The 15,352-nt window shown below is 44.0% G+C and carries 13 protein-coding genes; 11 read left to right on the top strand and 2 right to left on the bottom strand.

Annotation, left to right across the window (positions count from 1 at the left end; genetic code table 11):
• Nucleotides 1-4 precede the first annotated feature (4 nt).
• From AAEY72_RS10485 to AAEY72_RS10470, 4 genes are all read left to right on the top strand, one after another.
• Complete coding sequence (locus tag AAEY72_RS10485) at nucleotides 5-1,213, top strand: acetyl-CoA C-acetyltransferase (protein ID WP_189581227.1); 1,209 nt, start codon at nucleotides 5-7, stop codon at nucleotides 1,211-1,213.
• Nucleotides 1,214-1,309: 96 nt separating this feature from the next.
• The gene (locus tag AAEY72_RS10480; RefSeq protein ID WP_352310481.1) at nucleotides 1,310-3,481 is read left to right on the top strand and encodes a 3-hydroxyacyl-CoA dehydrogenase NAD-binding domain-containing protein; all 2,172 of its coding nucleotides are present in this window, start codon (nucleotides 1,310-1,312) and stop codon (nucleotides 3,479-3,481) included.
• Nucleotides 3,474-4,547, top strand: a complete 1,074-nt coding sequence (locus AAEY72_RS10475) for a CaiB/BaiF CoA transferase family protein (RefSeq protein WP_352310480.1) — start codon at nucleotides 3,474-3,476, stop codon at nucleotides 4,545-4,547. The genes AAEY72_RS10480 and AAEY72_RS10475 overlap by 8 nt, the downstream gene beginning before the upstream one ends.
• A gap of 72 nt (nucleotides 4,548-4,619) precedes the next feature.
• Nucleotides 4,620-6,308, top strand: coding sequence for an AMP-binding protein (locus tag AAEY72_RS10470; protein WP_352310479.1), 1,689 nt, complete (start codon nucleotides 4,620-4,622; stop codon nucleotides 6,306-6,308).
• Nucleotides 6,309-6,353: 45 nt separating this feature from the next.
• On the opposite strand, the gene AAEY72_RS10465 is transcribed toward AAEY72_RS10470, so the two are convergent.
• Together AAEY72_RS10465 and AAEY72_RS10460 are read right to left on the bottom strand one after the other, a co-directional pair.
• Nucleotides 6,354-7,235: an alpha/beta fold hydrolase gene (locus tag AAEY72_RS10465; RefSeq protein ID WP_352310478.1), complete on the bottom strand. Its 882-nt coding sequence runs from the start codon at nucleotides 7,233-7,235 to the stop codon at nucleotides 6,354-6,356.
• Between the two features lie 6 nt (nucleotides 7,236-7,241).
• Nucleotides 7,242-8,009: a class II aldolase/adducin family protein gene (locus AAEY72_RS10460; protein WP_210539739.1), complete on the bottom strand. Its 768-nt coding sequence runs from the start codon at nucleotides 8,007-8,009 to the stop codon at nucleotides 7,242-7,244.
• Nucleotides 8,010-8,543: 534 nt separating this feature from the next.
• Here AAEY72_RS10460 and AAEY72_RS10455 point away from each other — a divergent pair.
• The 7 genes from AAEY72_RS10455 to AAEY72_RS10425 form a co-directional block, all read left to right on the top strand.
• Nucleotides 8,544-9,191 carry a glutathione S-transferase gene (locus AAEY72_RS10455; protein ID WP_352310477.1) on the top strand — a complete coding sequence of 216 codons (648 nt, stop codon included), beginning with the start codon at nucleotides 8,544-8,546 and terminating at the stop codon, nucleotides 9,189-9,191.
• 327 nt (nucleotides 9,192-9,518) lie between these two features.
• The gene (locus AAEY72_RS10450; RefSeq protein ID WP_352310476.1) at nucleotides 9,519-10,838 is read left to right on the top strand and encodes a short-chain fatty acid transporter; all 1,320 of its coding nucleotides are present in this window, start codon (nucleotides 9,519-9,521) and stop codon (nucleotides 10,836-10,838) included.
• 271 nt (nucleotides 10,839-11,109) lie between these two features.
• Nucleotides 11,110-11,814 carry a hypothetical protein gene (locus tag AAEY72_RS10445; RefSeq protein ID WP_352310475.1) on the top strand — a complete coding sequence of 235 codons (705 nt, stop codon included), beginning with the start codon at nucleotides 11,110-11,112 and terminating at the stop codon, nucleotides 11,812-11,814.
• A 151-nt stretch (nucleotides 11,815-11,965) separates the two neighbouring features.
• Nucleotides 11,966-12,319: an IS630 transposase-related protein gene (locus AAEY72_RS10440; protein ID WP_352310474.1), complete on the top strand. Its 354-nt coding sequence runs from the start codon at nucleotides 11,966-11,968 to the stop codon at nucleotides 12,317-12,319.
• Nucleotides 12,303-12,806, top strand: a complete 504-nt coding sequence (locus AAEY72_RS10435) for an IS630 family transposase (RefSeq protein WP_352310473.1) — start codon at nucleotides 12,303-12,305, stop codon at nucleotides 12,804-12,806. Before AAEY72_RS10440 ends, AAEY72_RS10435 begins: the two co-directional genes overlap by 17 nt.
• Nucleotides 12,807-12,985: 179 nt before the next feature.
• Nucleotides 12,986-13,966, top strand: a complete 981-nt coding sequence (locus tag AAEY72_RS10430; protein ID WP_352310472.1) for an OmpA family protein — start codon at nucleotides 12,986-12,988, stop codon at nucleotides 13,964-13,966.
• An 88-nt stretch (nucleotides 13,967-14,054) separates the two neighbouring features.
• On the top strand, nucleotides 14,055-15,352 hold a 1,298-nt coding region (locus tag AAEY72_RS10425; RefSeq protein ID WP_352310471.1), incomplete at its 3' end, for an Ig-like domain-containing protein.

The raw sequence follows: 15,352 nt of genomic DNA, 5'->3' as shown, positions 1-15,352 counted from the left end.
TTTTATGACTGAGACTGCTTACATTTATGATGCTATCCGTACTCCGCGCGGCAAAGGTAAAAAGGATGGCTCCTTATATCAGGCGTCACCAATTTGGCTGACCCGTACTCTATTAAAAGAGATGCAACAGCGGCATCATTTGGACACCAGTTTGGTTGATGATGTGGTGCTTGGTTGTGTGACACCCGTTGGTGAGCAGGGTTCTGATATTGCCCGTATTGCCGTCATTGATGCTGGCTGGGCGCAAAGTGTGGCGGGCGTTACTTTGTCTCGGTTTTGTGCGTCAGGTCTGGAGTCTATCAATCTCGCTGCCGCCAAGGTCATGTCAGGTATGGAAGATATGGTCGTTGCAGGCGGCGTAGAGTCGATGAGCCGCGTACCGATGGGCTCTGACGGCGGTGCATGGTATATGGATCCACGCGTTAACGAAGCGACGCATTTTGTCCCGCAAGGCGTTGGTGCAGATACCATCGCGACGCTGAAAGGCTTTAGTCGTACCGATGTCGATGCCTTTGCTAGCGAATCGCATCGCCGCGCTGCGAATGCGTGGGAGCAGGGCTATTATGATAAATCGGTCGTTCCTGTCACTGATATCAATGGCATGACATTATTGGATAAAGACGAAACCATCCGTCCCAATACCAATGTCGAGACCTTAGCAGGTCTCAATCCTTCCTTTATTATGCCGGGCAAGATGGGCTTTGATAGCGTGATCTTGGACAGGTATACCACTATTGAAAAAGTGAATCACGTGCATCATGCGGGTAACTCGTCAGGCATCGTCGATGGCGCGGCAATTTGCTTAGTCGGTAGCGCTGCTGCTGGTAAAAAAGCCGGTCTCAAACCCCGTGCCAAAATCACGATGGCTTCAGTTGTTGGTTCGGAACCCGCCATTATGCTGACAGGGCCAACTCCTGCTTGCCAAAAAGTGCTCAAAAAAGCGGGTATGCAAGCTTCAGATATAGACCTATGGGAAATCAACGAAGCTTTTGCTGCTGTGCCACTCAATACTGCTGATGACTTCGGCATCTCGCTTGATATCGTCAACGTCAATGGTGGCGCAATCGCTATGGGTCATCCTCTTGGTGCCACGGGCGCGATGCTCATGACTACTGTCCTTGACGAATTAGAACGTCGCGACCTAAAAACGGCCATGATTACACTCTGTGTCGGTGGTGGCATGGGCATTGCGACTATTATTGAGCGCGTATAGCACTAATAGATAATGCTAATAAATAGCGTTAATGGATAGAGCTAAGAGATTTTTAGTGATTTATATCGACATAAAATAATATAAGAAGGACTTAACATGAGCATAAACAGCGTAGATGCCATCAATGCATTGAATAACTTTTCTGCCGAATCTGATAATGGCATTATCATCGTCACGATTGACCAAAGCAGTCGCAAAATGAATGTCATCGGCGATGGTTTTACCGATACTTTTGCGGTGATGACAGACAGTTTTATTAACGATGCGTCCGCCAAAGGTTTGATTCTGACCTCTGGTAAAGAAACCTTTGTCGTCGGTGCTGATATTGACCAATTGGCCAGTATTAAAACCGCTGAACAAGCCTTTGATTTGGTAGAGGAATTAAAAGGCAGCTTACGCAAACTTGAGACTTCGGAAAAACCTGTCGTCGCTGCCATGACTGGAACAGCATTAGGAGGTGGTTTGGAGTTAGCATTGGCGTGTCATTATCGTATCGCGATTGATTCGCCTAAAACCAAGCTGGGTCTACCTGAAGTCAAATTGGGCTTGCTGCCGGGTGGCGGTGGTACTCAGCGTTTACCGCGATTGGTCGGTATTCAATCAGCTTTGGAGCTGATGACCCAAGGTAAAGAGCTGCGTCCAGCTGCTGCTAAAGACATGGGTTTAATCGATGCCACTGCCACTGACAAAGCAGATATGCTCAAGCAGGCGACAGACTGGATAAAAGCCAATCCTACAGCGCAGCAACCGTGGGATAAGAAAGGCTTTAAAATCCCCGGCGGTGACAGTAAACATCCCAAAGTCGTACCCATATTTTCTATCGCGCCTGCCATGGCCAATCAAAAATCACACGGCAACTATCCTGCGATTACCCATATCATGTCTTGCGTGTTCGAAGGCTGTTTAGTGGATATCGATACGGGACTTGAGCTTGAGTCCCGTTACTTCGCTGCTTGTGTGCTGTCTGCTGAATCTAGAAATATGATTAACACGCTATGGACGCAGCTAAACAGCATCAAAAAAGGTCAGTCGCGTCCTGATGGCTTTGAGCGTTATAAAACTAAGAAGGTTGGCATTTTAGGTGCTGGCATGATGGGTGCAGGTATCGCTTATGTCTCAGCCAAAGCAGGCATAGAAGTGGTACTTTTAGATACCGAAATGGCAGGCGCTGAAAAAGGCAAAGCCTATTCTGCCACCATTTTGGATAAAGCCATTAGCCGTAAACGCTCAACAGAAGAGAAGAAGCAAGCGTTACTCAATCGCATCAAGCCGACAGTGTCTTATGATGATTTGGCAGACTGCGATCTGATTATCGAAGCCGTCTTTGAAAACCGTGAGATTAAAGCCAAGTGTACTGAGCAGTCTGAGGCGGTGATTACTAACACTGCTGTCTATGCGTCTAATACGTCAACATTGCCTATCACTGGATTGGCAAAAGCCAGCACGCGTCCCAATCAATTTATCGGTCTGCATTTCTTCTCGCCAGTCGACAAGATGCCGTTGGTTGAGATTATCATGGGCGAGCAAACTGACGACGCCACTTTAGCAAAAGCGTTTGATTATGTCGTTCAAATTGGTAAGACACCCATCGTTGTTAATGACAGTCGCGGTTTTTATACGTCGCGCGTATTTGGTACCTATGTGTCAGAAGGTATTGCAATGTTAGGAGAGGGCGTCCATCCGCGCAGTATCGAGGTCGCTGGCATGAAAACAGGTATGCCCATGCCGCCACTGGCATTGCAAGATGAGGTGTCATTAAGTCTGGCTTTGCACGTGAGTGAACAGCAGCAGCTGGATATGCAAGTTGAAGGCAAACCTATCACTGTGCGTCCCTCGTACGAGATACTCAAAACGCTGGTCAATGAGCATGACCGAGAAGGAAAAAAGAACGGCAAAGGTTTTTATGACTATAAAGAAAACGGTGACAAAAAACTATGGCCTGAGTTGACCAATCTTTTTCCCACCAAGAATGAGCAGCCAACTCAGCAGGATATGATTGATCGTTTAATGTTTATTCAAGCCAACGAATCTGCTAAATGCTATCAAGAAAACGTCGTGCGCTCTGTCGCTGATACCAATATCGGCTCAATCTTTGGTTGGGGGTTTGCACCACATCAAGGCGGCACTCTGCAATTTATTAATTCGATGGGTCTAGAGACATTCATTGCACGCAGCCATGAGCTTGCTAGCAAATACGGTGAGCGTTTTGAACCTGCGCAGATTCTTGTGGATATGGCCAAAAAAGGCGAGGAGTTTGTAGATGGCTAATACAATAGCGCATTCTATGGCAGATTGTTTACAGGGGTTGCGAGTGGTCGATTTGACTCGTAACTTGCCAGGGCCTTTTGCTACGCGATTGCTTGCCGATTTGGGCGCAGAAATCATTAAGATTGAGCCCAAAAATGGTGATCCTGCCAGAGCCTTTGGCGAATTGTTTAAAGCATTAAACCATGGTAAAACCACTGAGAAACACGACTTTCGTGATCCCAAAGGTATTGACGCTATCAAAGCGCATCTCAAAGATGCCGATGTGATGTTAGACAGCTTTCGCCCTGACGTGTTAGAGGGCATGGGTTTAGATGCCAAAACATTGCATGCGATTAATCCTCAGCTGGTGATGGTATCGATCACTGGTTATGGCGTGGCGGGTGGCAGTACAGTAGATAAAGCGATCACTCATGACTGGGCTAATAAAGCCGGTCACGATATCAATTTTATGGCGATGAGCGGTGTGCTTGATCAGCTAAAGACTGCCACTGGCGAGCAGGCGATGCCTAACGTGCAATTCGCAGATTTGGCAGGTGGCAGTGATACCGCTGTGATTGCCTTGCTCGCTGCTGTATTCGCCGCCCAGCGTACCGGCAAAGGTCGTCATATTGCCGTCAGTATGACGCACAGCTTGTATCAGCATCTGGTCATGCCAAAGGCAACGGGAGCGCTGGTGAAAAGCTTCTCAGGACAAAAACCAGCACCGCAGCATGATTTTTTGGGTGGTTTATTGCCCTGCTATCGATTGTACAAAACAGCAGACGAGCGTCATATGGCCGTTGGCTCGCTAGAGCTAAAATTTTGGCAAGGATTGTGTGAAGTATTAGATTTGCCTGCGCTCAAAAATAGCCATTGGCAACTTGGCGTTATGCCTAACACTTCTGAAAGCCAAGCGGCGGCTAAGACGGTAAGCGATAAATTTGCCAGTCAAACACTTGAGCATTGGCAACAAACTTTTGCGTCAGCAGATGTCTGCGTGACCCCAGTATTGACCTTAGAAGAAGCCCAAGCGCATCCCTTATTTGCACATCAAGATGAGCATGGTGCTACATCCGGCTGGCAGTAAGAGAGGATATTAATGTTATAGCCAATAGATAGCGCTCTCCAAAAAATTAATGACCAATGACCAAGGAAGGTTATGATGAAAAAAATTTGGATAGATCACTATCCGAAAGGCGTCGTGTCTGATGTCTCAGCGACAAACCAGTCATTACTAGAACTGTTTGAATGCTCTTTTGCGAAATTTTCTCAACAGGAATTTATCACCAACATGGGTGTCACTTATACCTATGCACAGGTTGATGAAACCTCTAAAGCTATTGCTGCTTGGATTCAAGGACTTAATCTTGAAAAAGGATCGGTGATAGCTATTATGATGCCGAACGTCAATCAATATCTGCCCATCGTCATCGGTGTACTACGGGCAGGAATGGTCATTACCCTCGTTAATCCTTTGTATACGGCGCGTGAGTTGAGGCATCAACTGAACGATTCTGACTGTAAAGCGATATTTATTTTGACCCCATTTTGTTTAACGCTCGAAAAAATTGTCCATGACACGGGTGTAAAAACCATTGTCTATAGCGATATCGGGGATATGCTGGGCACTGTCAAAGGCAAAATCGTCGATTTGGCTGCCAAGTATATTAAAAAAGCAGTCCCGCTACACTCACTTAAATCTAATGCTCAGTATCAAGTACAAAGCTATAAATCTGTCCTAAAAAAGGGTAGAAATATGAGCTATACCCGACCTGACGCGGATACTAAAGACATGGCGCTGTTAACGTATACAGGTGGCACGACAGGCAAAGCTAAAGGTATTATCGTCAGTCATCACAACATAGAGATTGCAACCTCGCAGTTTGAGGCATGGTTTCAGCCTGTGTACGCTGATGTGGACGATGATAAGCAAATGAATACCATTGTTGCTTTGCCGCTTTATCATATCTTTGCTTTTGTGGTTGCTATGCTAGGTTTCAGAGTGGGGCAGCATCTGACGCTCATTACCAATCCGCGTGATATTGATGGTTTTATAAAAACTTTAAATTCGCGGCCATTCCATCTTTTACCAGCAGTAAATACGCTATATCAGGCCTTGATGGCACATCCGCAGTTTAAAACGATTGACTTTTCTGAGTTAAAACTCTCTTTGGCTGGGGGCATGGCAGCGACGCCAGAAACCGCCAAAAAATGGCTCGACTCAACCGGTCATCCCATTTTAGAAGGTTGGGGGATGTCAGAAACCATTGGCGTGGGCACGGCCAATCCCTTTACCAACAAAGCGTTCAACGGCAGCATCGGCATGCCGCTACCTGGTGTAGATATTAATATTCGTGATGAGGATGAGACAGTTTTAGAAGTCGGTAAGGTTGGGGAAATATGTATTAAGGGTGACAATGTTATCGCAAGCTACCACAATATCGACAATACTGGGTTCTTCACCGCTGACGGCTATCTGAAGACCGGTGACATCGGGTCTATGGACGAGAAGGGCTACGTAAAAATCTATGATCGCAAAAAAGACATGATTATCGTCAGTGGCTTTAATGTCTATCCTAATGAAGTGGAAAACGTGATCGAGCGACATCCTAAAGTAGCTGAATGTTCCGTCGTTGGTGTGGATGATGAGTTACAGGGACAGTCGGTCAAAGTCTTTATCGTTAAAGCTGATACCAGTCTAACAAAGGATGAAATCATGCAGTTCTGTAAAGAAGATCTGACGGGGTACAAACGTCCCAGACAGATCGAATTTATTGATGAATTACCCAAGTCGACAGTCGGTAAGATATTGCGTCATGAGCTCAGAAAATCGGCTAACAAAACATGATTAGCGAATGGCTTATCACGTTTATCAACACTCATCACTGATGCTTTATCCAACACTTTTCCTAAACGTCAGATATTCAGCGCTGATAGCGTCGGCATCTTCGATTTGTGGATAATGTCCCAATGCTGACATTTCTGTGGTATTGGCATTGGGAATCAATTCATGATAACGATGAATCATATGTTGACCTGAGATAGGGTCTTTGGCACCTGCGATCAGTTTAACCGGTACATTGCTATTGATAATCGCGCCTACCCAGCGTTCACGGTATTGTTGACGTTGAGGGATATAGTCAATCAACTTGTGCATCACTGCTAAACCATTATTGTGCGTTAACAGCTGCCATAATGTGTCGATGACTTCAGGGGTTGGCGGTGTTGCAGGTCCAAATATGTGTTGCAAATTGTCCGCGAATCTTTGCTTGTTAATAAATTTGGATAGCAGAGGCCCTAATGGCGACAACAACAGTTTTTGAATCAGAATGGGTTTGTGAGTTTCAGGAAATAAGCCACCATTTAAGAAACAAACACTGGCAATGTGCCTGCCGCTGCTATCACTACTGTCATCAACTTGTCTCGCCAATAATTCTTGTGCAACCGTATCGCCATAATCATGCGCCAAAATATGATAGTCCTTGACCCCAAGACGCTGCAAAACAGTCTCAAAAATATCGGCTTGCTCACTGATTAAGTAGCGCACGTTTTTGGGTTTATCAGACAAGCCAAACCCCAACATATCCAGAGTAATCACATAATAGTACTCAGTGAGCTTATCCCACATACCTTCCCAGTCCCAACTGGCGCTAGGGTAGCCATGAATCAACAGTAAGGCTGGCGTGTCTTTATCTCCACCCTGACGGGTAAAAATCTGCTGACCGTTAATAGATTCAAGTTGTCCCTGCTGTTGCCATTCGCTCAGTGTTATCATCGAAGGTTACTCCTCAAATGACGGGTCAGTGCGGCGGAGTTTTCTTAATAAGGCGGGCCACGCAATGTCACCATTGGCCTCCTTAGTCACTTGCTTGGATGCCGCTTGGATACCAGCCAATATTTGCGGTGATATCAAGGTTAATTCACTGCCACCGCTTTGTGCCTTGATCTGAACCTCGCAGGCTCTTTGCATGATGTACATATATAAAAAAGCATCCGCCACGCTGCTGGCACAAGTGAGTAAGCCATGATTACGTAAAATCATAAAATTGGCCTCGCCAAGGTCAGCGACCAAACGTACTTTTTCTTCAGGGTTTAAGGCGACACCTTCGTAATCGTGATATGCCAAGTTAGATAATGGAAATAAGGATTGCTGTGAAATAGGCAGTAAACCCTGCTGCTGAGTAGACACGGCGACACCATCGCTGGTATGCAGATGAATCACGCAGTGGGCATCGTTACGGGCTTCATGGACGGCGCTATGAATGGTAAATCCGGCAGGATTGATATCGAATGCTGATGAAGACACTTTTTCACCAGCTTGATTGACTTTGACCAGATTAGAGGCAGTAATCTCTTCGAACAATAAACCATAAGGGTTAATTAAAAATTCATCTTCAGTATCTGGTACGCGTGCCGAAATATGAGTAAAAACCAAATCATCCCAACCGTACGAGGCAATCAATCGATAACAAGCCGCCAGATTGACTCGCATTTGCCATTCTTGTTCGGTTACATGGTCTTTTACATTCGGCGTTGAATTATTGTTCATTAGGTCATCCTTGACTGTTTTGAAGGCGATGAATACATCATTTTTTTCGTAAAGTTTCCTTGAATCTATATCCTAAAATAAATAAAAGCAATTGAATTCTGTATTCAAGATGCCTGAGAATCGCTGATGACATGTTTAAAACAGATATAGTCAGTGAAAAGTAATATCGATACATTACACACTGCTGATATTAGTTTTTCTTGCTTGCTTGCTTGCTTGCTTGCTTGCTGTGCCTGTGCAGACAGAGGCTACAAAAAATTGATATCAGCCGTATCGTAGCGTTTTGGGGTATTTTGACTATATTTGAACGTAATAGGTTTCATTTAGTTTTTTAGCTTGATAGAGAGATGAAACGTTTGTCTCCTATCATTGAGGATTAGTGTTCGCATTGTTATCATATGCAGGTGAAAGATATTTTTCATACTATTTATCGTGGAAGGCGACAAGTAGTTTATCGTGGAAGGCGACAAGTAGTAAGATAATAGTCTTCCAAATCTGAGCACATTGACCTCAATTCAACTGCGAAAAACATCCATGACTTCTTCACTGCATCGCCTATACTCTTTTCGTCGCTGTCCTTATGCCATGCGCGCTCGACTCGGTATCTTATTTGCTGAGTTGCAGGTAGAGCTGCGAGAGATAGCTCTGAAAAATAAACCATCTCAAATGCTGGCTATTAGTCCGAAAGGCACCGTCCCTGTTTTGCAGCTTGCTGATGGTGTGGTGATTGAAGAGAGTCGCGACATAATGGTGTGGGCGCTTGAGCAGACAGATCCGCAAGGGTTACTCAATGCAGCGGTCTTGCATCAAAGCCATACTCTGCTCGATCAAAACGACAATGAGTTTAAGCATTGGCTGGATCGCTATAAATATGCTGACCGTCATATTGAGATGACCCAGACAGAGTATCGACAACGAGGTGAAGAGTTTTTACAAGTTTTAGAGGAGCTTTTGACCAAAAATTCATATTTATTGGGGGATAGCCCGACCATTGCCGATATTGGTATCATGCCTTTTGTCCGCCAATTTGCCCATGTGGATCGCGATGTCTTTTATAGCTTACCTTACCCGAATCTGCAGCGATGGCTACAACACTGGCTTCAGCAGCCACTTTTTTTGCAAGCCATGACCAAGTTTCCCCTTTGGCAAGAAGAGAGTGATATAGTGGTCTTTCCTTCTTGATACCAAGAGCATAAAACTTCTGGTTTTCTTAACATATAGCTTCTTATAGCAATAAGTTTTTAGACGATACCTGTTCATTGACTCTCTCTAATAGATTCACAAAGGCTCGCGATGATTTGTGCAAGAGGTTTCATGACTGGAAGTCTTTGTGGGGCGATACGGCTCTACAAAGACTTTTTCTTTTGAAAAATGATAAAGAAAATGTAAAAAGCTGACACAGAATAATAAAAGCCGATTGTTGCTGAATGAGTAAGAATACAAAGCAATAATGCGGTAACCTTAGGGTTATGGACGACGTTCGAATTTATATACAAATGGAGTTGTAAAATGAAAGGAATTACACGTTTTTCGAACAGTTTGATGGAGAGGTATTTACCGGATCCGTTTTTGTTTGTCATTATCTTAACTGTCGTCATTTTTGGTATGGGCTTAGGGCTGACTGATTCTTCGCCTGTACAGATGGTGGCATATTGGGGTGAAGGGTTCTGGGCGTTACTCGCGTTTTCAATGCAAATGGTGCTGGTGCTCGTCACTGGTTTTGTCTTGGCAAGCAGCCCGATATTTAAACAAGGGCTGGGCAAGCTCGCTGGTTTTGCACGGTCGCCAGGTAGTGCGATTATTTGGGTAACCTTAGTTTCTCTGGCAGCGAGCTGGATCAACTGGGGATTTGGGTTAGTCATCGGTGCGTTATTCGCCAAAGAGTTGGCAAAGCGTGTTGAACATGTTGATTACCGTTTATTGATTGCCAGTGCTTATTCAGGATTTATCATTTGGCACGCTGGATTCTCTGGCTCGATTCCTCTATCGATTGCCACAGAAGGCCATCCTTTCGTTGACAAAATTGGTATTATTCCGACGACTGCGACTATCTTTGCGGGTTATAACTTAATTATCGTTGCTGCGCTGGTTATTATTGTCCCGTTATTAAACCGTTTAATGATGCCAAAAAGAGAAGATACCGTTACCGTAAATCCAGAGGTTTTGGCTGATCCCGTCATTGAAAATCTTCCGGCAAAATCGGATATGACACCAGCAGAGCGTTTAGAAAACAGTTGGATTTTATCGATGGTCATAGGCGCATTGGGGCTTGCCTTTATCGTCTATTATTTTGTACAAAATGGCTTTGCGTTAACGCTCGACTTGGTCAACTTTATGTTCTTGTTCCTTGGTATCATATTTCACGGAACGCCTCGCAAGTATTTGATTGCCGTTCAAGAAGCGGTCAAAGGCGCAGGGGCTATCATCGTTCAGTTTCCGTTTTATGCAGGTATTATGGGCATGATGACGGCATCTGGTTTGGCAGCCGTTATGTCAGAAGCGTTCGTTAGCGTTTCGACAGCAGACACACTGCCACTTTTTGCATTCTTGAGTGCTGGATTGGTCAACTTTTTCGTCCCTTCGGGTGGTGGACAATGGGCAGTGCAAGCGCCAATTATGCTGGAAGCTGCGGAAATGCTTGGCAGTGACCCCGCGAAAGTTGCCATGGCCGTCGCATGGGGCGATGCTTGGACAAACATGATTCAGCCATTTTGGGCGTTGCCTGCACTGGCAATCGCTGGACTAAAAGCCAAAGATATCATGGGCTTTTGTGTCATTGTTTTGGTCGTCAGTGGCGTTGTGATTGGGTTAGGGTTGTTGTTTTTATAATTAAAAAATAGCCTTAGCGTGACAGCTTAACGTTTAGACCTTGCCTGATTGATGGGCAAGGTCTTTTTTTATAAAAATAATTCAAGTGGTATATCTATCGCTGCCTATCTAAAATTGTCCAAATAAGCGACAATACCCGCATACATTCTAAGCATATATTGAGAGGTTTATATGCCCTTAGAAGCGCATATAGAAACATATGTCGAAACGCATATTATTTTTTAATAGTAGACATCTATTACTGCTAACCCAAATAAAAAGGCAATCCTAAATGACCAATAGTAACCCGTATGATTTTGCACCTTTACAGCCCACAGGTAGAAACGAGACTGATACTGCCAATACCTATGCGCCTGAAGATATGATTAAAATATACGAGCAGCAGTTTTTGATCCCAGTACCTGAAGAAAAGCTAACTGAGTTTTTACCTGCGTTAAAAAGGTTTTATGACATCGATAATAATACGCTGGATGTCAGTGCTATTATTTTCGACGCAATCGCAGACTCCTCTATCATTTATAATCATAAAATTAAAGTAGGCGACTATCAAATACTGGGCGGATTGGTAGAGGAAGCGATTGAGTATGATGAAGACAATAAAAATGATGAAGGTGTCGAAGACAAAGAAATCCAAGCCTATACTTTAGAGTGTCAGCGTACTTTTTTTATTAATGATATAGAGATACTTTATCATTTTAATTTATTTATTTATGGCGATGGTTATTCTACTTTAACCAAAAAAGACACCGTACTAGAAAAAATGTATTGGTTTGTTAGAGGTAGATTCGAAGAGGATTTATTGGATGACTCTGAAGACAATGACAGTTTAGACTCTATTAATAAGCAGCTAGCCAGCTTGGGTATTCGAGAAATGGATTTGACGACCATAGATGAGATCGTAAGCTATGTAGAAGACAGCATCATAGATGATGCCATGGTGGACGAGCTTAATAAATTATTGGATAATGCGGAATAGTAGTAAAGGTTAGGCATGAGATAAGCAGATTGGTTCGATAGATTCATGTCTTTAGCTTTCGAACGCCCGTTAAAGAAAGTCAATGCTATATAGTCAGTCCAAAATAAAAAAGGTACAATACTTTTAAACCAAGCAAAGTGAAATATAAAAGATGACCTACTCAGCAGATTTTCGAGCACAAGTTATCAAAAACATTAAGCAAAAAGACATGAGCATCCGTCAGGCCTGTACTTTTTACAATATTAGCAAGAGTACCCTACAGCGCTGGCTTATAGACCCGAGCATCCAAACGACTAGAGTTAAAACGCCAAGCAGTATACCTAATGAAGCCCTTCTAAAAGACGTTAATCAATACCCAGATGACTATTTGTATGAGCGAGCTCGTCGTTTAAACTGTAGTAAATCAGGTATTGGCTATGCCTTAAAAAGATTAAATATTAGCCAAAAAAAAGACCTTAGCCCATCCAAAAGCGTGCTTGATAAAGAGAGTGATATATCAGAATAAGCTTGATCATTTTAAGCAACAAGGCTATCCCATTGTTTATATGGATGAGAGTGGCTTTGAAGCTGAAACTATTCGTCCTTATGGCTATGCACCGATAGGTAAACCCTGTATTGATAGCTACAATTGGCAAGCTAAAAAACGTACCAATGTCATCGGTGCTCTGTATGAAAAAATGCTATTTGCACTTGATTACTTTGAGAAAAATATCAATGGCGATGTATTCTATGACTGGTGCAAATACACGCTTATTCCAAATCTTAAGACCAAATGCGTGATCGTCATGGATAATGCCAGTTTTCATAAACGAGTGAAAAGGCTACTTAATAGAAACGGTCACAGGCTTTTATTTTTACCACCCTATAGCCCTGACTTAAATCCTATTGAAAAGAAATGGGCACAAGCTAAGTTTCTACGCCAAGGCTGGATGGAGAATAATTTACCAAAACTATTTCATAATATGGGTTGTACTTCTTTTATCTTGGATTGATTATAGCGCTGTTTTAGTCTGGGTCGTTTTTTGACCCATTTATACTAAAGAGTGCTTTGTTTAACAATTATTGCTGCTTAAGAGTTTTACTATTATTAGAATTGGCATGAAATATGCATAATATATCATATTAAGTTCAAAACGTTATCTCAAAAAAAATTAACAATCAGGAAGTTATCATGAGAAAAATATTAAGAACCACTATTGCGACTCTTGTTCTGCCTACTATGTTTTTTGGTGTCTCTGGCTGTAGTATGACAGGCAGTGGCAGTATCGATAACGAGGGTGACAGCCGCCGGGTGAATAATGTTGTATGGAATAATCAGGTCGATACAGACTTCCGTGACTTGTTATCATCAGAAGTAAGTAGTGATGAAACTCGATTGGTATTTATTCGTAAAAATGATGATGATCTAGAGCAAACCAGTGCCAATATTTCTGTCAATAATAGGTATCAGGTGAGCTTACACCCTGGTAACTATACTGCTGTCAATTCTTGTGTTGGTAACAATCGGCTTAGTGCTCATGCCACCGGTTTTAAAGACAATGATTTACTAGCAGACAAAAAAGACTACCAGCTTGATAAAGGTCAAACGTACTTTTTTTACATTGATATGGACAACACTGGTAAGAGCACACTTGAGCAAATCACTGTTGCTAGTGCATTACCGTTATTAGAAACCAAGCGCTATCAATCCCATCAAGTCAGCAGAGTAGTGCCAAATTGCTCAGCACCTATTATGACGTCGCCACCAGTAACAACTCCGCTACCAGTAATAACGCCACAAGCACCAGTGCTGGCTGAAAAAGTGACCATCGATCTCGAAGTTTTGTTTGAGACAAACATGGCCATCGTGCGCCCTGATTACTATAGCAAAATCTCTGAAGTCGCAGATTTCATGACGCAATATCCTAATACTATGGTTACCATTGAAGGCCATACCGATAGCCGCGCAAGTGACCGCTATAACCAAGCGTTGTCACAACGACGAGTAGATGCTGTAAAAGAGGTACTAATCACCCAATTTGGTGTTGCATCCGAACGCCTCAGCGCCATTGGTTACGGCGAATCACAGCCAAGAGCCAGTAATGACTCTGCCGCAGGCCGTCAGCTTAATCGCCGCGTCGTTGCTGTTGTAGAAGAACGCGCGCGCAACTGATACGCAACTGATGCTATGGCAACTAACATTGCCTCATAAAAAAATATTTTAAGCGGTATCACTGCACTTAAAAATAGAAGGTAACAACATGAACACTATCATCGTAAAAACGAACAACGCCACTCAAACCATAAGCCAAGTAGACGTTGTAACCCAAGATGGCATACCTACGATTATTAAAGCTACGAACAAAGTAAATTACGAGTTTCATGATACCGCTATTAATCGTGCGCCTAATCACATTATTACCAAACGTATTAAAAACGACCTTCATGTCTCATTCGAAGAAGAAGGCGAGAGCAGCGACCTGATTATAGAAGGGTTTTACGACAATGCAGATAGTGCTTTGCTTGGTATTGCTGAAGATGGTGAGTATTATTATTATATTCCAGACACTGGCGAAACTTATGATTATGTCACCCAGCTAGAGATAGGCGATGTGGAAGGGCAGGCTCTAGGTGGTCAAGAGTATGTGGCAGCAGCTATACCATGGTGGATACCCGCTGCAGCTGGTGTAGGACTCGTCGGATTACTGGCTAGTATGAGTAGTAATAGCCGAAACAGTGACAGCAATATTGAAGAAGGCACGTCACCACTGGCAACGGACGACCTCCAAACCGGCACGCTAGGTCAACCCGTGGTCATCGACGTGCTTGGCAATGACACCGACCTTGAAGGCGACATTGACCCAACTAGCGTCAAACTGATTGACCCAAATACAGGTCTTGAAGTCACCAGCTTAACCGTAGCAGGCGAAGGTGCTTGGACAGTTGATCCCGTGACAGGCGCAGTGACCTTTACACCAGAAGCCGGCTTTACCAATGACCCAACACCAGTGAACTATGTGGTCTCTGACCTGACCGGTAACAAATCGAACCAAGCAACCATCGTTGTGGATTATCCACCAACCGCACCAAATGCCGAAGACGAAATCCAAACCGGCACACTCGGTCAACCAGTGGTCATCGACGTGCTCAGCAATGACACCGATCTTGAAGGCGACATCGACCCGACCACCGTGAAGCTCATCAACCCAGACACAGGTCTTGAAGTCACCAGCTTGACCATTGCCGGCGAAGGCGTATGGAGTGTTGATCCCGTGACAGGCGCAGTGACCTTTACACCAGAAGCCGGCTTCACCAATGATCCGACACCAGTGAACTATGTGGTCTCTGATCTGACCGGCAATAAATCTAACCAAGCCACCACTACCGTTGACTACCCACCAACTGCACCAAATGCCGAAGACGACACCTACACCGTGGTTGAAGACGGCAGCGTAGTACTCAACCCATTAAATGGCGACAGTGACTTAGATGGCGATACGTTAAGCATTAGCAGCATCAATGGTGTGACACTACTGGGCGGCGCCCAAAGCATCACCGT

It is taken from the genome of Psychrobacter sp. W2-37-MNA-CIBAN-0211, from assembly GCF_040309405.1.
Lineage (GTDB): Bacteria > Pseudomonadota > Gammaproteobacteria > Pseudomonadales > Moraxellaceae > Psychrobacter > Psychrobacter glaciei.
This window is presented reverse-complemented; position numbering and strand designations above follow the sequence as displayed.

Coding starts and splice junctions, on each gene's coding strand:
- AAEY72_RS10470 (WP_352310479.1), top strand. CDS start 4,620: ATGATGAAAAAAATTTGGATAGATCACTATCCGAAAGGCGTCGTGTCT.
- AAEY72_RS10480 (WP_352310481.1), top strand. CDS start 1,310: ATGAGCATAAACAGCGTAGATGCCATCAATGCATTGAATAACTTTTCT.
- AAEY72_RS10450 (WP_352310476.1), top strand. CDS start 9,519: ATGAAAGGAATTACACGTTTTTCGAACAGTTTGATGGAGAGGTATTTA.
- AAEY72_RS10440 (WP_352310474.1), top strand. CDS start 11,966: ATGACCTACTCAGCAGATTTTCGAGCACAAGTTATCAAAAACATTAAG.
- AAEY72_RS10475 (WP_352310480.1), top strand. CDS start 3,474: ATGGCTAATACAATAGCGCATTCTATGGCAGATTGTTTACAGGGGTTG.
- AAEY72_RS10455 (WP_352310477.1), top strand. CDS start 8,544: ATGACTTCTTCACTGCATCGCCTATACTCTTTTCGTCGCTGTCCTTAT.
- AAEY72_RS10485 (WP_189581227.1), top strand. CDS start 5: ATGACTGAGACTGCTTACATTTATGATGCTATCCGTACTCCGCGCGGC.
- AAEY72_RS10460 (WP_210539739.1), bottom strand. CDS start 8,009: ATGAACAATAATTCAACGCCGAATGTAAAAGACCATGTAACCGAACAA.
- AAEY72_RS10430 (WP_352310472.1), top strand. CDS start 12,986: ATGAGAAAAATATTAAGAACCACTATTGCGACTCTTGTTCTGCCTACT.
- AAEY72_RS10465 (WP_352310478.1), bottom strand. CDS start 7,235: ATGATAACACTGAGCGAATGGCAACAGCAGGGACAACTTGAATCTATT.
- AAEY72_RS10445 (WP_352310475.1), top strand. CDS start 11,110: ATGACCAATAGTAACCCGTATGATTTTGCACCTTTACAGCCCACAGGT.